The 24,809-nt window shown below is 70.0% G+C and carries 21 protein-coding genes; 4 read left to right on the forward strand and 17 right to left on the reverse strand.

Translation table 11 applies throughout. The features are described 5' to 3' along the window. Positions 1 to 36: 36 nt before the first annotated feature. The 6 genes from kdpE to kdpF all read right to left on the reverse strand — a co-directional run bounded on the left by kdpE (position 37) and on the right by kdpF (position 8,260). Positions 37 to 729, reverse strand: a complete 693-nt coding sequence (gene kdpE / locus CEG14_RS06055; protein ID WP_094825468.1) for a two-component system response regulator KdpE — start codon at positions 727 to 729, stop codon at positions 37 to 39. Next, positions 722 to 3,511: a sensor histidine kinase gene (locus CEG14_RS06060; RefSeq protein WP_094825469.1), complete on the reverse strand. Its 2,790-nt coding sequence runs from the start codon at positions 3,509 to 3,511 to the stop codon at positions 722 to 724. Before CEG14_RS06060 ends, kdpE begins: the two co-directional genes overlap by 8 nt. A gap of 109 nt (positions 3,512 to 3,620) precedes the next feature. Continuing rightward, positions 3,621 to 4,223 carry a potassium-transporting ATPase subunit KdpC gene (gene kdpC, locus CEG14_RS06065; RefSeq protein ID WP_256985593.1) on the reverse strand — a complete coding sequence of 201 codons (603 nt, stop codon included), beginning with the start codon at positions 4,221 to 4,223 and terminating at the stop codon, positions 3,621 to 3,623. Between the two features lie 17 nt (positions 4,224 to 4,240). Next, complete coding sequence (gene kdpB / locus CEG14_RS06070; RefSeq protein ID WP_094825906.1) at positions 4,241 to 6,361, reverse strand: potassium-transporting ATPase subunit KdpB; 2,121 nt, start codon at positions 6,359 to 6,361, stop codon at positions 4,241 to 4,243. A 16-nt stretch (positions 6,362 to 6,377) separates the two neighbouring features. Further along, the gene (kdpA, locus tag CEG14_RS06075; RefSeq protein ID WP_094825471.1) at positions 6,378 to 8,171 is read right to left on the reverse strand and encodes a potassium-transporting ATPase subunit KdpA; all 1,794 of its coding nucleotides are present in this window, start codon (positions 8,169 to 8,171) and stop codon (positions 6,378 to 6,380) included. Beyond that, positions 8,171 to 8,260, reverse strand: coding sequence for a K(+)-transporting ATPase subunit F (kdpF, locus tag CEG14_RS06080; protein ID WP_094825472.1), 90 nt, complete (start codon positions 8,258 to 8,260; stop codon positions 8,171 to 8,173). Before kdpF ends, kdpA begins: the two co-directional genes overlap by 1 nt. A gap of 700 nt (positions 8,261 to 8,960) precedes the next feature. Here kdpF and CEG14_RS06085 point away from each other — a divergent pair. Together CEG14_RS06085 and CEG14_RS06090 are read left to right on the forward strand one after the other, a co-directional pair. Then, a complete protein-coding gene (locus tag CEG14_RS06085) occupies positions 8,961 to 9,275 on the forward strand; it encodes a DUF4212 domain-containing protein (protein WP_094825473.1) in 315 nt (104 codons plus the stop codon). Beyond that, entirely contained in the window at positions 9,275 to 11,356 is a 2,082-nt protein-coding gene (locus CEG14_RS06090) for a sodium:solute symporter family protein (protein ID WP_094825474.1), read from the forward strand. Before CEG14_RS06085 ends, CEG14_RS06090 begins: the two co-directional genes overlap by 1 nt. A gap of 36 nt (positions 11,357 to 11,392) precedes the next feature. Here CEG14_RS06090 and CEG14_RS06095 read toward each other — a convergent pair whose 3' ends face one another. The 3 genes from CEG14_RS06095 to trxB are packed head-to-tail and all read right to left on the reverse strand — an operon-like array spanning position 11,393 to position 13,375. Continuing rightward, the gene (locus CEG14_RS06095; RefSeq protein ID WP_094825475.1) at positions 11,393 to 11,737 is read right to left on the reverse strand and encodes a DMT family transporter; all 345 of its coding nucleotides are present in this window, start codon (positions 11,735 to 11,737) and stop codon (positions 11,393 to 11,395) included. Beyond that, entirely contained in the window at positions 11,734 to 12,429 is a 696-nt protein-coding gene (locus CEG14_RS06100; RefSeq protein ID WP_094825476.1) for a Smr/MutS family protein, read from the reverse strand. The genes CEG14_RS06095 and CEG14_RS06100 overlap by 4 nt, the downstream gene beginning before the upstream one ends. Next, positions 12,416 to 13,375: a thioredoxin-disulfide reductase gene (gene trxB / locus CEG14_RS06105; protein ID WP_094825477.1), complete on the reverse strand. Its 960-nt coding sequence runs from the start codon at positions 13,373 to 13,375 to the stop codon at positions 12,416 to 12,418. Before trxB ends, CEG14_RS06100 begins: the two co-directional genes overlap by 14 nt. 43 nt (positions 13,376 to 13,418) lie before the next feature. Here trxB and CEG14_RS06110 point away from each other — a divergent pair, with 43 nt between their 5' ends. Beyond that, positions 13,419 to 15,788, forward strand: coding sequence for a DNA translocase FtsK (locus CEG14_RS06110; protein WP_094825478.1), 2,370 nt, complete (start codon positions 13,419 to 13,421; stop codon positions 15,786 to 15,788). Beyond that, a complete protein-coding gene (lolA, locus tag CEG14_RS06115) occupies positions 15,788 to 16,441 on the forward strand; it encodes an outer membrane lipoprotein chaperone LolA (RefSeq protein WP_094825479.1) in 654 nt (217 codons plus the stop codon). The genes CEG14_RS06110 and lolA overlap by 1 nt, the downstream gene beginning before the upstream one ends. A gap of 99 nt (positions 16,442 to 16,540) precedes the next feature. Here lolA and CEG14_RS06120 read toward each other — a convergent pair whose 3' ends face one another. The 8 genes from CEG14_RS06120 to CEG14_RS06155 form a co-directional block, all read right to left on the reverse strand. Then, positions 16,541 to 16,963, reverse strand: a complete 423-nt coding sequence (locus CEG14_RS06120) for a RidA family protein (protein WP_094825480.1) — start codon at positions 16,961 to 16,963, stop codon at positions 16,541 to 16,543. 11 nt (positions 16,964 to 16,974) lie between these two features. Continuing rightward, positions 16,975 to 18,444, reverse strand: a complete 1,470-nt coding sequence (locus CEG14_RS06125; protein WP_094825481.1) for an N-acyl-D-amino-acid deacylase family protein — start codon at positions 18,442 to 18,444, stop codon at positions 16,975 to 16,977. 1 nt (position 18,445) lies between these two features. Further along, positions 18,446 to 19,318 carry a MurR/RpiR family transcriptional regulator gene (locus tag CEG14_RS06130; protein ID WP_094825482.1) on the reverse strand — a complete coding sequence of 291 codons (873 nt, stop codon included), beginning with the start codon at positions 19,316 to 19,318 and terminating at the stop codon, positions 18,446 to 18,448. 28 nt (positions 19,319 to 19,346) lie between these two features. Next, the gene (locus tag CEG14_RS06135) at positions 19,347 to 20,336 is read right to left on the reverse strand and encodes an ABC transporter ATP-binding protein (protein WP_094825483.1); all 990 of its coding nucleotides are present in this window, start codon (positions 20,334 to 20,336) and stop codon (positions 19,347 to 19,349) included. After that, positions 20,333 to 21,340 carry an ABC transporter ATP-binding protein gene (locus CEG14_RS06140; RefSeq protein ID WP_094825484.1) on the reverse strand — a complete coding sequence of 336 codons (1,008 nt, stop codon included), beginning with the start codon at positions 21,338 to 21,340 and terminating at the stop codon, positions 20,333 to 20,335. The genes CEG14_RS06135 and CEG14_RS06140 overlap by 4 nt, the downstream gene beginning before the upstream one ends. Before the next feature lie 2 nt (positions 21,341 to 21,342). Then, the gene (locus CEG14_RS06145; RefSeq protein WP_094825485.1) at positions 21,343 to 22,215 is read right to left on the reverse strand and encodes an ABC transporter permease; all 873 of its coding nucleotides are present in this window, start codon (positions 22,213 to 22,215) and stop codon (positions 21,343 to 21,345) included. A gap of 1 nt (position 22,216) precedes the next feature. Beyond that, positions 22,217 to 23,158: an ABC transporter permease gene (locus CEG14_RS06150; RefSeq protein ID WP_094825486.1), complete on the reverse strand. Its 942-nt coding sequence runs from the start codon at positions 23,156 to 23,158 to the stop codon at positions 22,217 to 22,219. Between the two features lie 84 nt (positions 23,159 to 23,242). Next, on the reverse strand, positions 23,243 to 24,808 hold the full coding sequence (locus CEG14_RS06155; protein ID WP_094825487.1) for an ABC transporter substrate-binding protein: 1,566 nt from the start codon (positions 24,806 to 24,808) through the stop codon (positions 23,243 to 23,245). Position 24,809: the final 1 nt, after the last annotated feature.

Below are 24,809 nucleotides of genomic sequence, written 5' to 3' on the forward strand. Positions count from 1 at the left end.
GACCGCGCACGTAAAGCCCGCGCAAAAAAAGCGGGTTCAGCCGGCGAAGCGATAGCCCACGCCGACCTCGGTGAGCAGGAACACCGGCTGCGCGGGATCGGCCTCGAGCTTCTGGCGCAGGTGGCCCATGTAGATGCGCAGGTAGTGATTGCTCTCCACGTGGGAGGGGCCCCAGACCTCTCGCAGCAGCTCGCGATGCGTCATCACCTTGCCGCGCCGCGCCAGCAGCGCGGTCAACAGCCGATACTCCATCGGGGTGAGATGCACGTGGACGCCCGCGCGCGTGACCACGCGCCGCGCCATGTCCACGGCCACGTCGCCGAAGCTGACCTCGGCCGCGCTGCCCGCGCCGCCGCGGGCGTGTCTGCGCAGCAGCACGCGCAGCCGCGCCAGCAGTTCGCCCACGCCGAACGGCTTGGTCAGGTAGTCGTCGGCGCCGGCATCGAGCGCGGCGATCTTGTCGGCCTCGCCGGTGCGGGCCGACAGCACCAGCACCGGCACCTCGGTCCAGCCGCGCAGCTCGCGGATCAGGGTCATGCCGTCGGCGTCGGGCAGGCCCAGGTCCAGCACCAGCGCGTCGGGCTGGCGCGTGCCCGCCTCGATCAGGCCGCGCCGCACGGTGTCGCTCTCGTGCACCACGCAGCCTTCGGCCTCGAGCGCCTCGCGCACGAAGCGGCGGATGTGGGGATCGTCTTCGACGAGCAGGATCGAAGGGTGGTACTCAAACATGGTCGTATCCGTCTGCGGGCGGCGGTTCGGGCGGGAGGGCGGGCGCGGCGCCCAGCGGCAGGGTGAAGGTGAAGCGCGCGCCGTGCGGCGCCACGGGCTCGACCCAGATGCGGCCGCGATGCGCCTCGACGATGGCCTGGCAGACGGCCAGGCCCAGGCCCACGCCGGGCGTGGCCGACTCGCGTTCGCCGCGCGAGAATTTCTGGAAGATGCGGCGTTCGCTGCCCGGCGGCACGCCGGGGCCATCGTCGCTGACGCTCACCTGCATCTCGCCCTCCCGGGCCTGCGCCGACAGCGTGATCGTGCCGGCCGCGGGCGTGTATTTCGCGGCGTTCTCGAGCAGGTTGCACAGCACGCGCTCGATCAGCAGCGCGTCGCACTCGACCAGCGGCAGGCTCGAGAGCGGCTGCACCACGATGCGATGCGCGGCCAGGGCTTCGCGCGAGGCGGCCAGCGCGGCGCCGGCGAGCTCTTCGATGGACTGCCACTCCGGCTTGATCGGCGCGTGGTTCTGCAGCCGTGCCATGTCGAGCAGGTTCACCACCATCGCGTGCATGCGGCGGGCCTGGTCGCGGATCGCCAGCGCCTGGCCGCGCGCATCGCCGGTGCCGCGCGACAGCGCCTCGGCCATGCCCATCAGGCCGGTGAGCGGCGTGCGCAGATCGTGGGACACCGCCGCCAGCAGCGAGCCGCGCAGCTTCTCCGACTCGACGTTCACCAGCGCCTGCTGCGCCACCTCCACGTAGTGCTGGCGCTCGAGCGCGATGGCGATGAGCGTGGCATAGGCTTCGGCCTGCCGGCGCGCCTCGTGCCGCGCATACAGCGCCGGGCCGTCGGGGGCTTGCAGCACCAGCACGCCGCGCACGCGCATCGGGCCCTTCAGCGGCAGGTAGAGCAGGGGGCTGTTGGACAGCGTGGCGGTGCCGGCGCCGGCCGGCCTGCCGTGGTCGAAGACCCACTGCGCGACCGCGGACTCCGGTGCGTTCATGGCGGGATCGATGGGCGCGGCCAGGTGCAGCCGGTCATCGAGCCGCAGCACGTACAGCGCGCTGCGCGCGCCGAACGCCGCATGCAGGAAGGGCGCGGCGGCCTGCATGATCTGGTCGAGCAACAGGGCCGAGGACAGCTCGCGCGCGAATTCGTAGAGGCCGCGCGCATCGGCCTCGCGCCGCGTCGAGGTCTCGGCCTGTGCGCGCAGGCCGGCGGTGAGCTGGCCGATCAGGAGGCCCACGCCCAGCAGCACGACGAAGGTCAGCAGGTATTGCACGTCCGACACCGCGAACGAGCTGTAGGGCTGGACGAAGAAGAAGTCGAACAGGCCCACGCTCACGACCGAGGCCAGCGCGGCCGGCCCGCGGCCGTGGCGCAGCGCGACGCCCACCACCGCGAGCAGGAAGAACATCACGATGTTGGTCTGGTGCAGCGCCGGGTAGGCCAGGTTCGAGATCGCGGTCGCCACGCCGCAATAGAGGCAGGCCCACAGGTAGGGCGCCACGGCGCGTGCGCCCGGCGTGTCGTCGGCCGCGCGCGGGCGGCCGAGCGCCAGCGGGTCGCGGCCGGGCGGCGGCGCGGCGGGCGTGGGCGGCGCGCCCACGCGCAGCACGTCGACCTCGGGGCAGGCGGCGGCGAGCCGGTCGGCGAAGCTGTGGCGATGCCACAGCCAGCCCGGCGCAAGCAGTCGGCCGAGCCAGGCCGCGGCCGAACCGCCCAGGCGCGCCAGGCGACGGCCATGGCCGCGGCCCAGCACGGCCTTGGTGATGTTGTGGCGGCGCAGATAGCGCGTGGCGGCGTCGACGGCATCCGCGCCGCGCAGCACTTCGACGCGCACGGCCAGCGTGTCGGCCAGCGCCATCGCGCGTGCCAGCCGTTCGCGCGCCGCCGGCGAGGGGGCGCTCATGCGCAGCGGCTCCACGTGGATGGCATGCAGGTCGCAGTCGAGCTGCTGCGCCAGCCGGGCCGCCGCACGCAGCACGTGTTCGGCCTCGGCGTCGTCGCTGATGCAGGCCGCCACGGCTTCGCGCGTGCGCCACACCGGCTCGATCGCGGCCTCGCGGCGGTACGCCTGCACATCGTCGTCGACGTGCTCGGCGGTGCGGCGCAACGCGAGCTCGCGCAGCGCGATCAGGTTGCCCTTGCGGAAGAAGTGGCGCGTCGCATGGCGCGCCTGGTCGGGCACATAGACCTTGCCGTCCTTCAGGCGGCGCAGCAGTTCGTCGGCCGAGAGGTCGACCAGGATGATCTCGTCGGCCTCGTCGAACACGGCGTCGGGCACGGTCTCCCAGACCCGCACGCCGGTGATGCTGCCGACCGCTTCGTTGAGGCTGTCGAGATGCTGCACGTTGAGCGTGGTCCACACGTCGATGCCGGCACGCAGCAGCTCCTGCACGTCCTGCCAGCGCTTGGCGTGGCGCGCGCCCGGCGCGTTCGAATGCGCCAGCTCGTCGAGCAGCAGCAGGGCGGGGCGGCGCGCGAGCGCGCCGTCGAGATCGAACTCGGGCAGGGCGTGGCCGCGGTAGTCCAGCGCGACGCGCGGCAGCACGTCGAGTCCGTCGAGCAGCGCGGCGGTTTCCTTGCGGCCGTGCGTTTCGACCAGGCCCGCGAGCACGTCGACGCCTTGCGCGCGCGTCGCGCGCGCGGCTTCGAGCATGGCGTAGGTCTTGCCCACGCCCGCGGAGGCGCCGAAATAGATGCGCAGGCGGCCCAGGCGGGCCTGTTCATCGGCCTGGTGCAGGCGTTGCAGCAATCGATCGGGATCGGGGCGCGGGGCGTCGGTGTCGGCCATGGGGCACGCAAAAGGCATTGACGGACGCGCTTGCGTCCGTGGAAGCCGGCAGGCGGGCACGCGTTCGCGCACCCGCCATGGGCAGATACTATACGACGGCCGATGCCGCTCAGTGCAGCGCGTCGAGCGCCAGATTCAGCTCGAGCACGTTGACCACCGGCTCGCCCAGCAGGCCGAGCGCGGGCGCGAGCGTGTGCGCGGCGACCAGCGCGCGCACCGGCTCCGTGGCCAGCCCGCGGGCGCGCGCCACGCGCGCCACCTGATACTCGGCCGCGGCCGGGCTGATGTGCGGGTCCAGCCCGCTGCCCGAGGCCGTGACCAGGTCCACCGGCACCGGCGCCTCGTTGCCGGGATCGGCGTCGCGCAGCGCCTGGGCGCGCGCGGCGATCGCGCTGGCCAGCGCGGGGTTGGTGGGGCCGAGGTTGGCGCCGCCGGACGCCGCGGCGTTGTAGGCCATGGGCGCCGTGGCCGACGGGCGGCCCCAGAAGTACTTCGGTTCGGAGAAGGCCTGTCCGATCAGGCGCGAGCCCACCAGGGTGCCGTCGCGCTCGATCAGCGAGCCCGCCGCCTGCTGCGGAAACAGCAGGCCGGCCAGGCCGGTACTGGCCAGCGGGTAGGCCAGCCCGGTGACGAGCGACAGGGCCACGAACAGCGTGAGCGCGGGGCGCAGCACGGCGGCGCGCGGGGAGGTTGCCGTAGAAGATGCGGTCATGTTGGTCTCCATGAGGTTCAGACCCAGCCCAGCGCGGCCAGCACCATGTCGATCAGCTTGATGCCGACGAAGGGCACGAGCAGGCCGCCCAGGCCGTAGATGAAGAGATTGCGGCGCAGCAGCGCGGCGGCGCCGAGCGGCCGGTAGCGCACGCCGCGCAGGGCCAGGGGGATCAGCGCCACGATGATGAGCGCGTTGAAGATCACGGCCGACATGATGGCCGAGGCCGGCGTGGTGAGGCCCATCACGTTGAGCACGCCGAGTTGCGGATAGACGGTGGCGAAGGCGGCCGGAATGATGGCGAAGTACTTGGCCACGTCGTTGGCCACGCTGAACGTGGTCAGCGCGCCGCGCGTCATCAGCATCTGCTTGCCGATCTCCACGATCTCGATCAGCTTGGTCGGATTGGAATCCAGGTCGACCATGTTGCCGGCTTCCTTGGCGGCCTGGGTGCCCGAGTTCATCGCCACGGCCACGTCGGCCTGCGCAAGCGCCGGCGCGTCGTTGGTGCCGTCGCCCGTCATGGCCACCAGCCGGCCCTCGGCCTGGTAGGCGCGGATCAGCTTGAGCTTGGCCTCCGGCGTCGCCTGCGCCAGATAGTCGTCGACGCCGGCCTCGGCCGCGATCGACGCGGCCGTCAGCGCGTTGTCGCCGGTGATCATCACGGTCTTGATGCCCATGCGGCGCAGCTCGGCGAAGCGCGGCTGGATCTCGGGTTTGACGATGTCCTTGAGCTCGACCACGCCGAGCGCGCGCGCGCCGTCGCTCACCGCCAGCGGCGTGCTGCCGCGGCGCGCCACGTCTTCGCCGGCACGCGTGAGCGCGGCGGGCAGTTCGCCGACCCAGGCCGCGACCGCGTCGAGCGCGCCCTTGCGCAGGCGCCGCCCGTCGCTCAGGTCCACGCCGCTCATGCGCGTCTGCGCGGTGAAGCCGATGCTCTCGCTGCCGGCGTCGAGCGCGGCGCGGTCGCCGAGCAGGCGATCGGCGAGCGCCACGATGCTGCGGCCCTCGGGCGTCTCGTCGGCCAGCGAGGCGAGGCGCGCCGCCTGCGCCAGCTCGCGTTCGCTCACGCCCGCCGCGGGCAGGAAGGCGGCCGCCTGGCGGTTGCCGAAGGTGATAGTGCCGGTCTTGTCGAGCAGCAGCACGTCCACGTCGCCGGCCGCCTCCACCGCGCGGCCGGAGGTCGCGAGCACGTTGGCCTGCATCATGCGGCTCATGCCCGCGACGCCGATGGCCGACAGCAGTCCGCCGATGGTGGTGGGGATCAGGCACACCAGCAAGGCCACCAGCACGGTCACCGCGACGACCTGGCCGCTGCCCTGCGCCACCGCGTAGAGCGAGAAGGGCAGCAGGGTGACCGTGACGAGCAGGAACACGACGGTGAGACCGACCAGCAGGATCGTGAGTGCGAGTTCGTTGGGCGTCTTCTGCCGCTTGGCGCCCTCGACCATGGCGATCATGCGGTCGAGAAAGCTCTCGCCCGGGTTGGTGGCGATGCGCACCACGATCCAATCCGACAGCACACGGGTGCCGCCGGTGACCGACGAGAAGTCGCCGCCCGATTCGCGGATCACCGGCGCCGATTCGCCGGTGATGGCGCTCTCGTCGACCGAGGCGATGCCGGCGATGACCTGGCCGTCGCCGGGCACGGTGTCGCCCGGCAACACCAGCACGACGTCGCCCTTGCGCAGCGTGCCCGAGGGCTGCTCCACGGCCAGCTCGCGCGCCGCCTGCGGCGTGAGCGTGGCGCTGTCGGCGTCGCGCCAGCGCTCGAGCACGCGCGCCGTGATGGTGGTGCGCAGGCCGCGCAGGGTGGCCGCCTGCTGCTTGCCGCGGCCTTCGGCGATGGCCTCGGCGAAGTTGGCGAACAGCACGGTGAACCAGAGCCAGGCCGACACCGCCAGCACGAAGCCGGCGGGCGCGTCGGCCTGGCCGGCCAGCGCCAGCAGCCAGAGGACGGTAGTGAGGATGCTGCCGGCGTAGACGACGAACATCACGGGGTTGCGCAGCTGTGCCCGCGGCGCGAGCTTGCGCAGGCAGTCCATCAGGGCGGCGCGCACCAGCCGCGCCGACCACATGCCGGCGCCCGTGTGGCCGCGGGCCGCGGAGGCGTCGAGGGGAAGAGAGATTTTGTTCATGACATCGATCCAGCGTTCATAGGCGCGGTTGCAGGTGTTCGGCCACGGGGCCGAGCGCCAGTGCGGGCACATAGGTCAGGGCGCCGACCAGCAGCACGGCGCCGATCAGCAGCACGACGAACAGCGGTCCGGCGGTCGGCATGGTGCCGGGCCCCTCGGGCAGGCGCGCCTTGGCGCCGAGCGAGCCGGCCAGGCCGAGGATCGCCACGATCACGGCGAACCGGCCGAACCACATCGCGAGGCCGAGCGCCGTGTTGTAGAACGGCGTGTTGGCCGACAGCCCGGCGAACGCGCTGCCGTTGTTGTTGGCGGCCGAGGAAAAGGCGTAGAGGATCTCGGAGAAGCCGTGCGCGCCCGGGTTCAGCACGCCGGCCTGCCCCGCGCCCAGGCTCACGGCCAGCGCGGTGCCGACCAGCACCAGCAGCGGCGTGGCCAGGATCACGATGGCCACCATCTTCATGTCGTAGGCCTCGATCTTCTTGCCCAGGTATTCGGGCGTGCGGCCGATCATCAGGCCGGCCAGGAACACCGCCAGCACCGCGAAGGCGAGCATGCCGTACAGGCCCGAGCCGACGCCGCCGAACACCACCTCGCCGAGCTGCATCAGCAGCATCGGCGGCAGGCCGCCCAGCGCGGTGAACGAGTCGTGCATGCCGTTGACCGCGCCGCAGGAGGCGGCCGTGGTGATGGTGGCGAACAGCGACGTCGCGGCGATGCCGAAGCGCGCCTCCTTGCCTTCGAGGTTGCCGGCCAGCGCCAGCGGCGCGTGCTGCGCGCTCGCGGCGAGCGCCTGCGTATCCTGCTGCTCGGCATATTGCGTGAGCAGCGCGAAGGCCACGAACAGCAGCGTCATCGCGGCCAGCACGGCGACGCCCTGCCTGCGGTTGCCCACCATGTCGCCGAAGCTGAAGCACAGCGCCGCGGGGATCAGGAAGATCGCCAGCATCTGCAGGAAGTTGCTGAGCGCGGTGGGGTTCTCGAAGGGGTGGGCCGAATTGGCATTGAAGAAGCCGCCGCCGTTGGTGCCGAGCAGCTTGATCGCCTCCTGCGAGGCCACCGGGCCCATCGCGATCCGTTGCTCGCGCGTGCGCGTCGCGTCGGTGAGCGGCGTGCCGGCGGCGTCGAGCACGGGCTGGCCCTGCGCGTCCAGGCGCGGCGCGTCGTACTGCTGCACCTGCAGGGTCTGCACCTCGGCATACGGCGAGAAGTTCTGGATCACGCCCTGGCTCACCAGGGCCAGCGCGAGCACGAGCGACAGGGGCAGCAGCACATACAGCGTGCTGCGCACCACGTCGGTCCAGAAGTTGCCCAGCGTGCGGGCGTTGTGCCGCGCCAGGCCGCGGATCAGCGCGAACAGCACGGCGATGCCGGTGGCGGCCGACAGGAAGTTCTGCACGGTCAGCGCCAGCATCTGGGTCAGGTAGCTCATCGTGGCCTCGCCGGCGTAGCCCTGCCAATTGGTGTTGGCCACGAAGCTGATGGCGGTGTTGAACGCCGAGTCGGGCGCCACCGCGCCCATGCCCGCCGGGTTCAAGCCCAGCAGCCCCTGGGCGCGCTGCAGTCCGTAGACGGCCAGCAACCCCAGCACGTTGAAGACCAGCACCGCGACCGCGTAGCGCTGCCAGCCCATCTCGGCCTGCGGGTCCACGCCCGCGGCCCGGTACAGCAGGCGCTCGAGCGGGCGGCCCCAGGCGGTGCCGCGCCAGGCGCCGTCTTCGAGGGCGCGGCGGATGTAGCGCCCGAGCAGCGGCGCCAGACAGAGCAGGACGGCGAGGTAGAGCCCCAGCAGTCCCAGGAATCCGGTATCCATCAGAACTTCTCCGGTTTGAAGAGGGCGACCAGCAGATAGGCAAAGAGCAGGGCCGCGACGACGCCGCTCAAGGCATAGAGCAGATTCATGGGCGATCTCCCGGTTGCAGCGCGGCGCAGAAGCGGATCAGCGCCCAGGTGAGGCCGGCGCACAGGGCGAGCGCGGCCAGATAGATGAGGTCCATACGTTTTCTCCTGGAGGCCGGGGCCTCCGATGCACGGCCGCGCGCCCAGGCGCGGCAGACGCTGCGCAGGTTAGAAAACGGGGCATAAAAACGGGATAAAGCTTGAGCTGGCGCGTGTAAACGCCGTATAAAAACGCGCGGGCCGCGGGGGATTCGCGCGCGCCATGCACCAATCTGGGGCGCGCGGAGCGGGGCGCGACGAGACATTGCGCGTGCGCCAAGTCGGCCCCTTTCATCCCGAAAGTGGGGTCCGAGGCAGGCGATAGGGCGGGAAAGCGGTGAAATCCCGTGTAATCGGCGTGAAATGCACCATAGTGGTGCGTGTCATATGCAAATAAATGCGCCGAATTAGGGCATTCCCCTAGTGTGACAGGCCCGTAGTTGGTGCAGAATCTCTTCCCATGCAGGTGAGGAGACAACGCCCTGCAGGGCAAGACCGGCGGCACCGGTATATAAAAATGAGCAGTACCCAAAAATAAAAAGCAAAACGCACAACGGCTGGCACTTAGTGCCAGCCGTTGTCGCTTCCAGGTCCGGAAAACACGCCGCACCCGCTGCGGCGGCGGCCGGATGGCAAGCCGCGTTTCGCGCCATTCAGGTCAGCCATGCCCGAATTTCGCGTATCGACCGAAGCCACTCCCTACTGGCGCCGCAATGTGCGGCTGATCGCACTGCTGCTGGCCGTGTGGGCGCTGCTCACCTTCGTGCCCGCCATCTTCGCGCGCGCCCTCACGTTCTCCCTGTTCGGCTGGCCCTTCGGCTTCTGGATGGCGGCCTACGGCGCGCCGCTGGCCTACCTGCTGCTGGTCGTGCTGTATGCGTGGCTGATGCAGCGGGCCGACGACCGCGCGCAGGCCGAGGCCGAGCCCCCGGCGCGGGCGGATGACGGCGCCGCGCGCCGTGGCGACGGAGTGCACTGATGCCGTTCAGCGCCGATTCGCCCAAGCAGTTCGAACGCCGGCTCCACAGCATCTATGTGGTCTACACGGCGGGCTTCTGCCTGCTGATCCTGCTGCTCGCGCTGTTCGAGGTGATGGGCATGGCGCGCAACTGGATCGGCTACGTCTTCCTGCTGGTGACCGTGAGCCTCTATGCCGGCATCGGCATCGTGTGCCGCACCTCCGATCAGGTGGAGTACTACGTGGCGGGGCGGCGCGTGCCGGCGTTCTACAACGGCATGGCCACGGCCGCCGACTGGATGTCGGTGGCCTCGTTCATCGGCGTGGCCGGCACCCTCTATCTCTCGGGCTACGGCGGGCTGGCCTACATCATGGGCTGGACCGGCGGCTACGTGCTGGTGGCGCTGCTGCTGGCGCCGTACCTGCGCAAGTTCGGCCAGTACACCATCCCGGACTTCATGGGCGTGCGCTACGGCGGCAACCTGCCGCGGCTGGCCGGCGTGGCCTGCGCCATCCTGTGCTCGTTCACCTACCTGGTGGCCCAGATCTACGGCGTGGGCATCATCACCACGCGGCTCACCGGCATCTCGTTCGAGCTCGGCATCTTCGTGGCGCTGGGCGGGATGCTGGTCTGCTCGTTCCTGGGCGGCATGCGCGCCGTGACCTGGACCCAGGTGGGGCAATACATCATCCTGGTGATCGCCTACCTGGTGCCGGTGATCTGGCTTTCGGTCAAACACACCGACTCGCCGGTGCCGCAGGTGTCGGCGGGCGTGCTGCTGCAGGAGATCACCGAGAAAGAGGTCTATCTGCGCAACGACCTCTCCGAGCTCGAGGTGCGGCGGCTGTGGCGCGAGCGGGCCGCCGAGATGACGCAACGCCTGGACGCGCTGCCGGCCTCCCTCGATGCCGAGCGCGACCGCCTGCGCAAGCGGCTGTCGGAGCTGACCGCGAGCGACGCGCCGATGGTGGAGATCCGTTCGCTAGAGCGCGAGCTGGCCGGCTATCCGGCCACGGTGGAGGAGGCGCGCATCCTGTGGTCGCAGGCGCGCAGCGCCTACGAGGCGCGCGGCTCGCCGCCGGTGCCGCACGCCGAGCCGTACCCCTCGGCCGATCCGCGCGAGCGCGAGGCCATGCGCACCAACTTCCTGGCGCTGGTGCTGTGCCTGATGCTGGGCACGGCGGGCATGCCGCACATCCTGATGCGCTCCTACACCACGCCGTCGGTGGGCGACGCGCGCCGCTCGGTGTGCTGGTCGCTGCTGTTCATCCTGCTGCTGTACTTCATGGCGCCCGCGCTCGCGGTGCTGGTCAAGTACGAGGTCTATACCCAGGTGGTGGGCACCAGTTTCCTGAGCCTGCCCAACTGGGTGCATGCGTGGAGCGCGGTCGATACCAATCTGCTGGAGGTGCTGGACGTCAATCGCGACGGCATCGTGCAGCTGGGCGAGATCAACATGGGCGCCGACGTGGTGGTGCTGGCGATGCCCGAGATCGGCGGGCTGCCCTACGTGATCTCGGGGCTGGTGGCCGCGGGCGGGCTGGCCGCCGCGCTGTCGACGGCGGACGGGCTGCTGCTCACGCTGTCGAATTCGCTGTCGCACGACATGTGGTATCGCGTGGTGTCGCCGCGCATGTCGGCCGCGCGCCGGGTGATGGTCTCGAAGATCCTGCTGCTGCTGGTGGCGTTCGGCGCGGCCTGGGTGGCCGCGCGCAAGCCGGCCGACATCCTGTTCATGGTGTCGGCGGCGTTTTCGTTCGCCGCCTCGTCGTTCTTCCCGGTGCTGGTGATGGGGATTTTCTGGCGCCGCGCCAACAAGTGGGGCGCCACGCTGGGCATGGCGGCCGGCCTGCTCACCACCTTTGCCTACATGGCGCACACGCAGCCGTGGCTGCGCGAATGGGTGTTCGGCGTGTCGCGGGCGCAGCCGGTGGAGCTGTGGTGGGGCATCCAGCCGATCGCGGCCGGCGTGTTCGGCGCGCCGGTGGCGTTTCTCACGATCGTCGTGGTGTCCCTGCTCACGCCGCGCCCGGATCCGGCCACGCTCGCGCTGGTGGACTATCTGCGCGCGCCGGGCAACGCCCGACCGCCGCCGCGCTGAACGCGTCGGCGGGAGCCGGGTGGGGCGCTGCCGGGCTCAGTGCCCGGCGGTCTTGGAGAACAGGTTGATCATGACCACGCCGGCCACGATCAGCGTCATGCCGAGGATGGCGGCGAGATCCAGTGTCTGGCGGAACAGCACGACGCCGACCAGCGAGATCAGCACGATGCCCACGCCCGACCAGATGGCGTAGGCCACGCCGACCGGGATCTCGCGCAGGGTGAGCGAGAGGAAGTAGAAGGCCACGCCATAGCCCAGCACCGTGATGACGGAGGGCAGCAGGCGCGAGAAGCCTTCCGACGACTTGAGCGCGCTGGTCGCGACGATCTCGGCGATGATGGCCACGCCGAGATAGACCCACTTCAACGGTATCAGGCTCATCGGGCGGCCGGCACGGCCTCGCCCGGCAGGCGCATCAGCACCAGCAGGGCGCCCGCACCGCCTTCGCGCTCCATGGCTTCCGAAAACGCCATGACTTCCTTCTTCTGCACCAGCCAGGTCCGCGCCTTGTCTTTCAGCACCGGCTCCAGGCCGGAGTTGTAGCCCTTGCCGTGAACGATGCGCACGCAACGAATGCCGTGTTCGAGGCATTCGTCGAGAAACGAAATCACCGCATGGCGCGCCTGCTCGACGCGCAGGCCGTGCAGGTCGAGCTCGGCGCCCACGCGCCACTGGCCGCGCTTGAGATTGCGGGCGGTGTCGGGCGCGGCGTCGTGGCGCACGAACGCGGTGCCGTTTTCGCTCAGCAGGTGGGCCACGTCGCCGCCGTCGGACACGCCCTGGTCGGCGCGGCGCGGCGTTTCGCCCTGGGCGTGGGCCCGGCGCGAGGCGATGGCTTCGCTGACCCCGGCGGCCGTGGCCGGCCGCTGGACCGGCGCGGCGCGACGGGGGGTCTGCTTGATGGGGGCGACCGTCTGCATGGCGCGCTTGAACGCGGCCACGTCGTCGGGGGTGGACAGCCGCGCGCGCTCGACGGCGGCCACTTTCTCGGCCGCCTCCTTGCGCTGGCGTTCGTCGTTGAGCTGGGTCTGGAGCCGCTTCAGGTCGGCCAGCCCAGCCTTATTCCCCCGCATTCTCCAGCCACCGCTGGGCGTCGAGGGCGGCCATGCAGCCGGTGCCGGCGCTGGTGATGGCCTGGCGGTAGACGTGATCCTGCACGTCGCCGGCGGCGAACACGCCCGGCACGGAGGTCATGGTGGCCATGCCCTGCAGGCCGCTCTTGGTGACGATGTAGCCGTCCTTCATCTCGAGCTGGCCTTCGAAGATGCCGGTGTTGGGCTGGTGGCCGATGGCGATGAAGGCGCCGGTGACGGCCAGGTCTTCGGTCTCGCCGGTTTCGGTGCTGCGGATGCGCACGCCGGTCACGCCGGAGTCGTCGCCCAGCACTTCTTCGAGCGTGTTGAAGAGCTTGAGCTCCATGTTGCCGTTGGCGACCTTGTCCATCATCTTGTCGACCAGGATGGGCTCGGCGCGGAACTTGTCGCGGCGATGGATCACCGTGACCTTGCGGCAGATGTTGGACAGATACAGCGCTTCCTCGACGGCGGTGTTGCCGCCGCCGACCACCACCACGTCCTGGTTGCGGTAGAAGAAGCCGTCGCAGGTGGCGCAGCCCGACACGCCGCGGCCCATGAAGCGCTCTTCGGAGGGCAGGCCGAGATACTTGGCCGAGGCGCCGGTCGAGATGATGAGCGAGTCGCAGGTGTAGACGTTGCCCGTGTCGCCGGTGAGGGTGAACGGGCGCTTGGAGAAATCGACCTTGGCGATGTGGTCGAAGATGATTTCGGTGTTGAAGCGCTCGGCGTGCTGCTGGAAGCGCTGCATCAGTTCGGGGCCCTGGACGCCGGCGACGTCGGCCGGCCAGTTGTCGACCTCGGTGGTGGTCATGAGCTGGCCGCCCTGGGCGAGGCCGGTGACCAGCACCGGATTCAGGTTGGCGCGGGCGGCGTAGACGGCGGCGGTGTAGCCGGCGGGGCCGGAGCCGAGGATCAGAACTTTGGCGTGTTTGGGCGTGGACATGACACTGGTATCTTTAGGTTGATGCCTCATTATAATGAGGCGCATGCCTCGTATTTCCAATGCTTCCCCACGCGCCTCGCGCAACACCCGTAACGGGCCATCTCCGCTGCAGACGCGTATTTCGGCGTTGCTCAGAGAGGCCCGGTGGATCCTGTTCGCCGCGCTGGCCGCCTGGCTGGCCCTGGTGCTGGCCACCTGGAACGCCGCCGACCCCGGCTGGTCGCACTCGGTCTCGACCGGCACCATCCACAACAAGGGCGGCACGCTCGGCGCCTATCTTGCCGACATCCTCTTGTATCTGTTCGGATTTTCCGCCTGGTGGTGGGTCGTCCTGCTGCTGCACCGGGTGCGCGCGGGCTACCGCCGCCTGGCCTCGCAGCTGCGCGTGCCGGCCACCGGCAGCGCGCGCCAGCCCGAGGTGCTGCCGCGCGTGCACTGGGAAGAAGGCATCGGTTTCGTGCTGTTGCTGGTCGGTTCGCTGGGGATCGAGGCGCTGCGGCTCTACAGCTGGGGCATGCACCTGCCCGGCGGCACCGACGGCGAGAGCGGCGCCGGCGGCGTGATCGGCCAGATGCTGGCCGGCGCCCTGGCGCGCGGCGTGGGCTTCACCGGCGGCACGCTGGTATTGCTGGTCATGGTGGCCGTGGGCCTGAGCCTGTTCTTCTCGTTCTCCTGGCTGCAGGTGGCCGAGCGGGTGGGCAGCTGGATCGAGGGCATGGTGCGCCAGGTGCGCGACTCGATCTCGGCGCGCCAGGACCGCAAGGTCGGCGAGGTCGCCCAGGCGGTGCGCACCGAGCAGGTCGTGGCCAAGCAGGAAAAAATGGTGCACGAACAGCCGGTGCGGATCGAGCCGGCCATCACGGTGGTGCCCAAATCCGACCGGGTGGAGAAGGAGAAACAGCAGAGCCTGTTCGCGCCGCCGGCCGGCGAGGGCGACCTGCCCACCATCAGCCTGCTCGACCCCCCGCCCGACCAGCAGGAAACCGTCTCCGCCGAGACCATCGAATTCACCTCGCGCCTGATCGAGAAGAAGCTGGCCGACTTCGGCGTGTCCGTCACCGTCGTGGCGGCCCAGGCCGGCCCGGTCATCACGCGCTACGAGATCGAGCCCGCCACCGGCGTGAAGGGCAGCCAGATCGTGAACCTGGCCAAGGACCTGGCGCGCGCGCTCAGCCTGGTCAGCATCCGGGTGGTCGAGACCATCCCCGGCAAGAACCTCATGGGCCTGGAGCTGCCGAACCCGCGGCGCCAGATGGTGCGGCTCTCCGAGATCCTGGGCTCCCAGACCTACCACGCCAGCCACTCCGCGCTCACGATGGCGCTGGGCAAGGACATCGCCGGCAATCCGGTGGTGGCCGACCTGGCCAAGATGCCGCACGTGCTGGTGGCCGGTACCACCGGCTCGGGCAAGTCGGTGGGGATCAACGCCATGATCCTGTCGCTGCTCTACAAGGCCGACGCCACCCAGACCCGGGTCATCCTGATCGATCCGAAGATGCTCGAAATGAGCGTCTACGAAGGCATCCCGCACCTGCTCGCGCCGGTCGTGACCGACATGCGCCACGCCGCCAACGCGCTGAACTGGTGCGTGGGCGAAATGGAAAAGCGCTACCGCCTGATGAGCAAGATGGGGGTGCGCAACCTGGCCGGCTACAACACCAAGATCCGCGACGCGATCAAGCGCGAGGAGCCGATCCCGAATCCCTTCTCGCTCACGCCCGACGCGCCCGAGCCGCTCACCACGCTGCCGCACATCGTGGTGGTGATCGACGAGCTGGCCGACCTGATGATGGTGGTGGGCAAGAAGATCGAAGAGCTGATCGCGCGCCTGGCGCAGAAGGCGCGGGCGGCCGGCATCCACCTGGTGCTCGCCACCCAGCGTCCCAGCGTGGACGTGATCACCGGCCTCATCAAGGCCAACATCCCGACCCGGATCGCGTTCCAGGTGTCGTCGAAGATCGACTCGCGCACCATCCTCGACCAGATGGGCGCCGAAACGCTGCTGGGCCAGGGCGACATGCTCTACATGCCGCCGGGCACCGGCCTGCCGGTGCGCGTGCACGGCGCCTTCGTGCACGACGACGAAGTGCACCGCGTGGTGGAATACCTGAAGGCGCAGGGCGAGCCCAACTACATCGACGGCCTGCTCGAAGGCGGCGAAGGCGAGACCGGCGAGGGCATGAGCTCGGTCACCGGCATGGGCGATTCGGAATCCGATCCCATGTACGACCAGGCCTGCGAAGTGGTGCTCAAGCATCGCCGCGCCTCGATCTCGCTGGTGCAGCGCCACCTGCGGATTGGTTACAACCGTGCCGCACGGTTACTCGAACAAATGGAGCAGGCGGGTATGGTGTCTCCAATGCAGTCCAACGGCAACCGGGAGATCCTGGTGCCGGCTCGTGAGGAAGCTTGATGCGCAATCGTCTTTCCGCCGCGCTGCGCGGCACCCGGCTCGGTCTGGCCGCGCTGCTCGCCAGCGCCGCCCTGTTGCCGGGCCTGAGCCTGGCCGCCGACGCCCAGGCGCAGCTGCGCGCCTTCGTCGACACCGTGAAGTCGGCCACCGGCAACTTCACCCAGTCCACCGTGGGCGCGCAGGGGCGCACCCAGCCCGCGCAGAGCGGCACCTTCGCCTTCCAGCGCCCGGGCAAGTTCCGCTGGGGCGTGCAGCGTCCCTACGAGCAACTTATCGTGTCGGATGGCAAGCAGGTCTACCAATACGACCCGGACCTGGCGCAGGTCACCGAGCGCAAGGTCGACCAGGCCATCGGCACCTCGCCGGCCGCCATCCTGTTCGGCTCGGGCAACCTGGAGCAGGCGTTCAATGTGGCGCCGCTGCCCGACCGCGACGGCATGCAATGGCTGCGCGCCAAGCCGCGCAATGCCGACGCCGGGTTTTCGCAGGTGGATATCGGCCTGAAAGACAATCTGCCGGCGCGCGTGGAGCTGCTCGATTCCTTCGGCCAGACCACCCGGGTCGAGCTCTCGGGCATCGCGGCCAACGCCGCGATCGGCGCCGAGACCTTCCAGTTCAGCGCGCCCAAGGGCGTGGATGTGGTGAAGATGTAGTGCCGCGCGCGCCAGGCTGGCGCGCGCCGCCGATCACGCGCACGCACGGGGCGTGCGCGGGGGGCCGCCGGCCCCCGCCTTGACCGGGCGCCGTGTCGATCACGCGCCCGGTTTTTTATACGCCACGCATTCCACCTCGACCTTCGCGTCGATCACCAGGCGCGACTCGACGCAGGCGCGCGCCGGGGGATGATCGCCGAAGTATTCGCGGAACACCTTGTTGAAAGCGGCGAAGTCGCGCGGGTCGTCGAGCCAGACGCCGCAGCGGATCACGTTTTCCGGGCCGTAGCCGGCTTCCTGGAGAATGGCCAGCAGGTTGCGGATCGCCACGTGCGACTGCGTCACCACGCCGCCCTCGACCACTTCGCCGTTTTCCATGGGCACCTGGCCCGACACGTAGAGCCAGCCGTCGGCCTGCACGGCGCGCGCGAACGGCATGTTCTGGCCGCCCTGGCCGGTGCCGCCGGACACGCCGTAGCGGATGATGCCGTTGGCGTCGGGCTTGGGAGGGGTGTTGCTCATCAGGATCTCCTTCAGGGGTTGGACGATGCGGCGAAGCTGCCGCGCAGGTCGCCCGCGCGCGGCAGCCAGCGGCCGGCCCGCGTCGCGGCGGCCACGCCGTCACGATACGACAGCGTGCCATTGACCCAGACGGCGGCGATGCCGGCGGCGGGCTGGACCGGCGCGCGGAAGGTCGCCACGTCGCGCACGGTGGCGGGGTCGAACAGCACCAGGTCGGCGTGCCAGCCGGCGTGGATCTCGCCGCGCTCGGCCAGGCCGAAGCGGCGCGCCGACAGGCCGGTCATCTTGTGCACCGCCTGCTCCAGCGGGAACAGGCCGAGGTCGCGGCTGTAGTGGCCGAGCACGCGCGGGAACGCGCCCCACAGCCGCGGATGCGGCAGCGGATCGTTGGGCAGGCCGTCCGAGCCGATCATGGTGAGGCGGTGCGACAGGATGCGCCGCACGTCGCCTTCGTCCATGCCGTGATACACGGCGCCGGCCGGTTGCAGGCGGCGCGCAGCGTCCAAAAGGCTGGTCTGCCACGCGGCCGCGATCTCGGCCAGCGTGCGGCCGGCCATCTCGGGGTGCGGCGTGGACCAGGTGATGTCGATCTCGAAATCGGCGGTGACCTGCTTCAGGTCGAGCGTGGACGAGCTGGCCGAGTAGGGATAGCAGTCGCAGCCCACCGGCTGCATCCTGCCGGCGGTGTCGAGCAGCGACAGCACCTCCTGGCTGCGGCCCCAGTTGCCCGCGCCGGCGCACTTGAGATGCGACACGATCACCGGCACGCGCGCGTGCACGGCGATGTCGAATGCCTCCTGCATGGCCTCCAGGATCTCGGCGAATTCCGAGCGCAGGTGGGTGGTGTAGAGCGCGCCGTGGGCGTCGAGCTCGGCGGCGAGCGCCTTCACTTCGTCGGTGCTGGCGTCGAACGCGGAGGCGTAGGCCAGGCCGGTCGACAGCCCGATGGCGCCGTGCGCCAGCGCCTCGCGCAGCTGCGCCCGCATGGCGTCGATCTCGGCGGCGCTGGCGCTGCGGTCGAGCCGGTCCATGTGGTTGCTGCGCAGCGCGGTGTGGCCGACCAGCGCGGCCACGTTCACCGCCGGCCGCGCGGCGTCGACCGCCTCGGTATAGGCCTTGAAGGTGGGATAGCGGAAGTGGCTGGCGTCGCCCAGCAGGTTCATGGGATCGGGCGGCTCGCCCTGCAGGCTGACGGGGGCGGCGCTGATGCCGCAGTTGCCCACCACCACCGTCGTGACGCCCTGGGTCAGCTTGGGCAGCATCTCGGGCGTGCGGATCACGTTGGTGTCGTCGTGGGTGTGCACGTCGATGAAGCCGGGCGCCAGCACCAGGCCGGTGGCGTCGATTTCGTCGGCCGCACGGGCCCCGTCGAGGCCACCGATCGCGGCGATGCGTCCGCGCGCCAGCGCCACGTCGGCGCGCACGGCGGGGGCGCCGGTGCCGTCCAGCACCCGCGCGCCGCGGATCAGAGTGTCGTACATGTCAGTCTCCCAGCGGCAGGCGGTTCGGGCCGCCGCGGTATTCGTCGAGCGTCAGCTTGATGCGGCGCAGTCGTTCCTGGGTTTCGTCCTGGCGCGCGAGCGCGAGCTCGGTGGCGAGCAGATCGATGGCCAGCAGCATCGCGTAGCGCGAGGCGGAGGGCTTGTAGATGAAGTCGGTTTCGTCGGCGCGCACCGGCAGCACCACGTCGGCCATGGCGGCCAGCGGCGAGTCGGGATCGGTGAGCGCCACGATGCGGGCCTGGTACTGCTGCACGATGCGCGCGGCCGACAGCATCTCCGGCGTGACGCCGGTGATCGACAGCATGACGACGGTGTCGCGCTGGTCGAGGGTGGAAGCCACCATGCGCATCAGCACCGCGTCGTTGTAGGCGGCGATGGGGTAGCCCAGCCGCACCAGGCGCGACTGCATCTCCTGCGCCAGCACCGCCGAGGCGCCGCCCATGCCGAACACGTAGTTCATGCGGGCCGCGGCGATGTGGCCGGCGGCGCGCTCGAAGATCGCCTCGCTGAACAGCGACAGGTGCGCGCGCAGCGTGGTCTCGATGTCGGCGCACAGGCGCGCGTAGAAGGTGCTCTCTTCCTCGGGCGCGGCGCGGTCGAGAAAGCGTTCGCCGATGGCGCTGGCCTGGGCCAGCCGCAGCTTCAGGTCGCGCGTGTCGTCGCAGCCCGACGAGCGGGCGAAGCGCGAGATGGTGGCGATGCTGACCCCGGCCTTCTGCGCGAGCTGGTCCACCGTGGCGCCGGCCGCCCAGGCGATGTCTTCGAGGATGGCGTCGGCCACCTTGCGTTCGGTCGCGCTCAGGCCATCGCGGCAGCTGCGGATTTGGTAGACGATGTCGCGGTGGGAGTTCATGCGTGGTGTTCCGTAAGCTGGGCCCGGGTCAGCCGATCTGATCGAGCCGCACACAGGCCGCGTAGTGGCCCGCGCCGAGGTCCTGGTCGGGCGGCAGCGCGGTGGCGCAGATCTCGGCCGCGTGCGGGCAGCGCGTGCGGAACACGCACCCCGACGGCGGGCTGACCGGGCTGGGAATTTCGCCCTTCAGGAGGATACGCGAACGCGGCGCGCGGGGATCGGGCACCGGCGCGGCCGACAGCAGCGCCTGCGTGTAGGGATGGCGCGGGCGCGCATAGACCTCGCGGGTCGGGCCGCGCTCCATCACGTGGCCGAGGTACATCACGACCACCTCGTCGCACAGATAATCCACCACGGCCAGGTCGTGCGCCACGAACAGCATGGTCAGGCCCAGGTCGCGCTGCAGGTCCTGCAGCAGGTTCAGCACCTGCGCCTGCACCGACACGTCGAGCGCCGACACCGGCTCGTCGGCCACGATGAAGTCCGGTTGCACCGCCAGCGCGCGGGCGATGCCGATGCGCTGGCGCTGGCCGCCCGAGAACTCATGCGGATAGCGGCGCTGGTGATCGCCGTTCAGGCCGACGCGTTCGAGCAGTTCGCGGATGCGTTCGCCGCGCCGCTCGCGCGCGAGCCCGTGCGTGTCGAGCGCCTCGCCCAGGATCTCGGCCACGCTCATGCGCGGGTTCAGGCTCGCGTACGGATCCTGGAACACGATCTGCATGCGCTTGCGCCAGGGCAGCATTTCCTTCTCGGACAGCGCGGTGATGTCGTGGCCGTCGAACACGATGCGGCCGGCCGTGGGCGCGAACAGGCGCAGCAGCGCGCGGCCGGTGGTGGTCTTGCCCGAGCCCGACTCGCCCACCAGGCCCACGATGCTGTTGCGCGGCACGCTGAAACTCACGTCGTCGACCGCGCGCACCACCGGCGCGTTGCGGCCGGCGCCCGTGGGGAAGTGGACCTTCAGTCCTTCGACGCGCAGCAGGGGTTCCTGCGCCTTGGGTACGGCAGTGTGATTCATGCGGGAGTCACCTTGAAACAACGGGCCAGGTGGCCGGCCTGCACGGCCGTCAGCTCGGGCACCGCCTGCGTGCATTCCGCCGACGCGATGGGGCAGCGCGGCGCGAACGTACAGCCGGCCGGCAGCGCGAGCACGCTGGGCACGTTGCCCGGGATGGGCGTGAGGCGCTGGCGCGCGGCCAGCAGCGCCGCGGTCGGGATGCACGACAGCAGGCCGCGGGTGTAGGGATGGCTGGGCCGGTCGAACAGCGCATGCACTTCGGCGTCTTCGACCACGCGGCCGGCATACATCACGGCGACGCGATGCGCGATCTCGGCCACCACGCCCAGGTTGTGCGTGACGAACAGGATGCTCATGCCGGTCTCGGCCTGCAGCCGGCGCAGCAGGTCGAGGATCTGCGCCTGCACGGTCACGTCGAGCGCGGTGGTGGGCTCGTCGGCGATCAGCACCGACGGGTTGCAAGCCAGCGCGAGCGCGATCATCACGCGCTGGCGCATGCCGCCCGACATCTGGTGCGGATACTCGTGGACACGGCGCGCCGCGGCCGGGATCTCGACGCGTTCCAGCATTTCCTGGGCACGCGCGAACGCGGCCGAGCGGCTCAGGCCCTCGTGCAGCATCACGGCCTCGGCGATCTGGTCGCCCACCGTATAGAGCGGATTGAGGCTGGTCATGGGCTCCTGGAAGATCATCGCGATCTCGGCGCCCCGGATGCGCTGCAGGGTCTTGGTGCTGGCGCGGGCCAGGTCGTGCTCCTCGCCCCTGCGGTCGCGGAAGCGGATCGAGCCGCCCTCGATGCGGCCGGCGGGCTTGGGCAGGAGCCCCATGAGGGACAGGCTGGTGACCGACTTGCCCGAGCCCGACTCGCCCACGATGGCGAGGGTCTCGCCGCGGGCGAGGTCGAAGGTCACGCCGTCGACCGACTTGGCCACGCCGTCGCGGCTGTGGAACCAGGTCTGCAATCCTTGGACGGACAGCACGATGTCTCGTTGGCTGGCGCTCATGCTTACAGCTCCTTGCGCAGGCGTGGGTCCAGCACGTCGCGCAGGCCGTCGCCGACCAACTGCAGCGAGAGCACGGACAACACGATGGCCAGGCCGGGAAAGACCATGATCCAGTCGGCCTGGCCCATGTATTGCTGGCCGGCGTTGATCATGGTGCCCCAGGTGGGGATGTCGGGCGAGACGCCCACGCCCAGGAACGACAGGCCGGCTTCGGCCAGGATCGCGTAGGCGAAGATGAAGGTGCCCTGCACCAGGATGGGCGAGATCAGGTTGCGCAGCACGTGCACGCTGACGATGCGCCAGGTCGGCACGCCGAGCGCGCGCGCCGCCTCCACGAAAGGCAGTTCGCGGATCACCAGCGTGGAGGCCCGCACGATGCGCGCCAGGCGCGGCGTGTAGACGATGCCCAGCGCGATCACCACGTTGAGCAGCGACGGGCCGAGCGCGGCCACCAGCGAGATCGCCAGCAGGATGTCGGGGAACGACATCATCGCGTCGATCAGGCGCGAGACGAACTTGTCGGCGCCGCGGAAGAAGCCTGCGATCAGGCCCAGCGCGATGCCGAGCACGCTGGCGAGCACCACCACCGAGAAGCCCACCATCAGCGAGAGCCGGCCGCCGTGGATCACGCGGCTGAACACGTCGCGGCCGAAGTCGTCGGTGCCGAACCAGTAGGTGGCGCTCGGCGGCTTCAGGCGGTTCATGATCGAGAGCTTGAGCGGATCGTGCGGGCTCAGCCAGGGCGCGAGCAGCGCCGCGCCCACCAGCAGGATCAGCACGATGAGGCTGATCAGCACGGTCTTGCGCGCGACCAGCAGTTTGAGGATCTGCCAGCGGTCGTGGCCGGCGTCCATGGTTTGCGTTGCGATGGCCATATCAGTAGCGCACCCGTGGGTCGACCACCAGGTAGAGCAGGTCGATGACTAGATTGATCAGGACATAGATCGCGGCGATCACGAGCAGCGCGCCCTGGATCACCGGATAGTCGCGTCGCTTCACGGCCGAGACCACGAGGCTGCCCACGCCGGGCAGGCCGAACACGGTTTCGGTGACGACGGCGCCGCTGATGAGCAGCGCGGTGGTCAGGCCGAGCACAGTCAGGATCGGGATCAGCGCGTTGCGCACGGCGTGCTTCATCACCACGCGGCGCTCGGGCAGGCCCTTGGCGCGCGCGGTGCGCACGTAGTCGTCGCGCAGCACGTCGAGCATGCTGGCGCGGATGAAGCGCGTGATGAGCGCCGAGTTCACCAGCCCCAGCACCACGGCTGGCAGGATCAGGTGCGAGAGCCGCGTGGCGAGCGATGCGTCGGGGCCGCCATAGCCCGCCACCGGCAGCCAGCCCAGCTTGACCGAGAAGATCTGCATCAGGATCAGGCCCAGCCAGAAGCTCGGCACGCTGGAGGTGAACATCGAGAAGGTCAGCACGGACTGGTCGAGCGCGGTGCCGCGCTTGACCGCGGACAGGATGCCCACCGGCAGCGCGATCGCGCTGGCGATGATGAGCGACATCAGCGTGAGCCAGAACGTGGGCTCGGCGCGGTCGGCGAGCGCCGCCAGCACCGGCTTGTTCAGGAAGATCGATTGCCCGAGGTCGCCCTGGGCGAGCTGCAGCAGCCAGGTCCCGTATTGCACGGGCAACGGGCGGTCGAGCCCGAGGTGGGCGCGCAGCGCGGCCACGTCGGCCTGGCTCGCTTCCGGGCCCAGCATGACCGAGGCCGGGTCGCCCGAGATCAGGCGCAGGATCACGAAGACGATGGTGGCGACCAGGAACATCACCGCCACCATGCCGAGCAACCGGTTCAAGAGATAACGCAACACGGGGACTTCCTCATTCGGACGGCGCCGGGGCGCGCGGCGGCGGGAGTGCCGCCACGCGCCGGCCGTGCATGACGATGGCCGGACTTACTTCTTGGCGGCCGCCTTCCAGGCGTTCCAGAAGTAGGGCCACGGCGCGGGGCGGGTGCCCTGCAGCGCGGGCGAGCGGGCCGACTGGGCGTTGAAGTCGCCGACCTTGATGAAGGGCACTTCCTCGTACACGGCCTGCTGCACGTCGGCCCAGCGCTTGACGCGTTCTTCCTGGGTGCGGGCCTGGTTGAAGGCACCCAGCACCTGGTTGCGGCGCGGCGTGTCCCACCAGCCCGGCGCGTCCTTGGAGGGGAAGTCGATCAGGGCCGGCTCGGGCAGGAACGGGCTGTGGGTGATGAAGATGTCCCAGAGCGCCGGATCCTGGCGGCGTTGCGTGAGCGTGGCCCAGTCCACCACCTGCATGTCGACCTTGAAGCCGGCGGCCTTGAGGTACTCGGCCGCCACCAGCGCCATCTTGTAGTGGAACTCGTACTGCTGGCTGGTCAGGATGCGGATGGTGCGGTCCTGCACGTTGGCGCCGTCGGCCAGCTTCTTGGCGCCGGCGGCATCGCCCTTGTTGTAGAACTTCTCGCCCTGCCTGGTCGCCCAGGGGTAGCCCTCGGGATAGAGGTCGCCGTTCAGGCGATAGAAGTCTTTGTTGCCGAACGCGGCGTACAGCATGTCTTCTTCGTTGAGCGCGAGCTGCACGGCCTGGCGCACGGCCAGGTTGGACATGATGCCCTGCTTGGTGTTGAGCACCAGGCGCGGCCAGCCGAACGGACGCAGCATCACCGGATCCGAGCGGCCGCTCTTGAGCTTGTCGAGCGACTCCACCGGCAGCGAATCGACGTAATCGAACTGCCCGGCCACCGCCGCTTCGACGCGGGTGTTGGCGTTGCTGACCGGCACGAAGCGGATCTCGTCGAGGTATTGCTTGCGGGCGCCGCCGTAGCCGTCCGGCTCGCCGTCGCGCGATTTGTAGCCGTCGAAGCGCGTGAGCTGGATGTATTGGTCGGGCAGGCGCGCCTTGAGCTGATAGGGGCCGGTGCCGACGAATTCGGTGAGCTGCGGCGCGATCTTGCCCTTGGGCAGGATCACCGCGGCGCTGTTGTTCATGGCCAGCAGCGCGGTGAGCGGCGCATAAGGCTGCTTGAGCGTGATCTTGATCGTGTTGGCGTCGGGCGCGTCGATCGCACCGATCAGCTTGGCGGCGGACTTGCCGCGCGACGCGGTCTCGGTCCAGCGCTTGAGCGAGGCCAGCACGTCGGCCGAATCCATCTTCGAGCCGTCATGGAAGGTGATGCCCTGGCGCAGCGCGATGGTGTAGGTCAGGCCGTCGGCGCTCACCTCGGGCATCTTGTCGGCCAGCAGCGGCGTGAGGTTCCACTTCGCATCGAAGGTGTAGAGCGTCTCGAAGATGTGCTGCGTGACGATGCCGACCAGGTCGGCGGTGCTGCTCATCGGATCGAGCGTGGGCGGCTCGCCGATGGTGGCGACCGAGATGGTGCCGCCCTTGACGGGATCGGCGGCGAGGGCGGGCGCGGCGTGCAGCGACAGGCCGAGCAGGGTGGCCAGCAACAGGCGGCCGAAACCGCCCGCGGGGCGGGTGTTGCGCAGATGCATG

Origin of the sequence: Bordetella genomosp. 1 (genome assembly GCF_002261335.1) — a bacterium.
Taxonomy (GTDB): Bacteria; Pseudomonadota; Gammaproteobacteria; order Burkholderiales; family Burkholderiaceae_B; genus Bordetella.

Coding starts and splice junctions, on each gene's coding strand:
- kdpE (WP_094825468.1), bottom strand. CDS start 729: ATGTTTGAGTACCACCCTTCGATCCTGCTCGTCGAAGACGATCCCCAC.
- CEG14_RS06060 (WP_094825469.1), bottom strand. CDS start 3,511: ATGGCCGACACCGACGCCCCGCGCCCCGATCCCGATCGATTGCTGCAA.
- kdpC (WP_256985593.1), bottom strand. CDS start 4,223: ATGACCGCATCTTCTACGGCAACCTCCCCGCGCGCCGCCGTGCTGCGC.
- kdpB (WP_094825906.1), bottom strand. CDS start 6,361: ATGAACAAAATCTCTCTTCCCCTCGACGCCTCCGCGGCCCGCGGCCAC.
- kdpA (WP_094825471.1), bottom strand. CDS start 8,171: ATGGATACCGGATTCCTGGGACTGCTGGGGCTCTACCTCGCCGTCCTG.
- kdpF (WP_094825472.1), bottom strand. CDS start 8,260: ATGAATCTGCTCTATGCCTTGAGCGGCGTCGTCGCGGCCCTGCTCTTT.
- CEG14_RS06085 (WP_094825473.1), top strand. CDS start 8,961: ATGCCCGAATTTCGCGTATCGACCGAAGCCACTCCCTACTGGCGCCGC.
- CEG14_RS06090 (WP_094825474.1), top strand. CDS start 9,275: ATGCCGTTCAGCGCCGATTCGCCCAAGCAGTTCGAACGCCGGCTCCAC.
- CEG14_RS06095 (WP_094825475.1), bottom strand. CDS start 11,737: ATGAGCCTGATACCGTTGAAGTGGGTCTATCTCGGCGTGGCCATCATC.
- CEG14_RS06100 (WP_094825476.1), bottom strand. CDS start 12,429: ATGCGGGGGAATAAGGCTGGGCTGGCCGACCTGAAGCGGCTCCAGACC.
- trxB (WP_094825477.1), bottom strand. CDS start 13,375: ATGTCCACGCCCAAACACGCCAAAGTTCTGATCCTCGGCTCCGGCCCC.
- CEG14_RS06110 (WP_094825478.1), top strand. CDS start 13,419: ATGCCTCGTATTTCCAATGCTTCCCCACGCGCCTCGCGCAACACCCGT.
- lolA (WP_094825479.1), top strand. CDS start 15,788: ATGCGCAATCGTCTTTCCGCCGCGCTGCGCGGCACCCGGCTCGGTCTG.
- CEG14_RS06120 (WP_094825480.1), bottom strand. CDS start 16,963: ATGAGCAACACCCCTCCCAAGCCCGACGCCAACGGCATCATCCGCTAC.
- CEG14_RS06125 (WP_094825481.1), bottom strand. CDS start 18,444: ATGTACGACACTCTGATCCGCGGCGCGCGGGTGCTGGACGGCACCGGC.
- CEG14_RS06130 (WP_094825482.1), bottom strand. CDS start 19,318: ATGAACTCCCACCGCGACATCGTCTACCAAATCCGCAGCTGCCGCGAT.
- CEG14_RS06135 (WP_094825483.1), bottom strand. CDS start 20,336: ATGAATCACACTGCCGTACCCAAGGCGCAGGAACCCCTGCTGCGCGTC.
- CEG14_RS06140 (WP_094825484.1), bottom strand. CDS start 21,340: ATGAGCGCCAGCCAACGAGACATCGTGCTGTCCGTCCAAGGATTGCAG.
- CEG14_RS06145 (WP_094825485.1), bottom strand. CDS start 22,215: ATGGCCATCGCAACGCAAACCATGGACGCCGGCCACGACCGCTGGCAG.
- CEG14_RS06155 (WP_094825487.1), bottom strand. CDS start 24,808: ATGCATCTGCGCAACACCCGCCCCGCGGGCGGTTTCGGCCGCCTGTTG.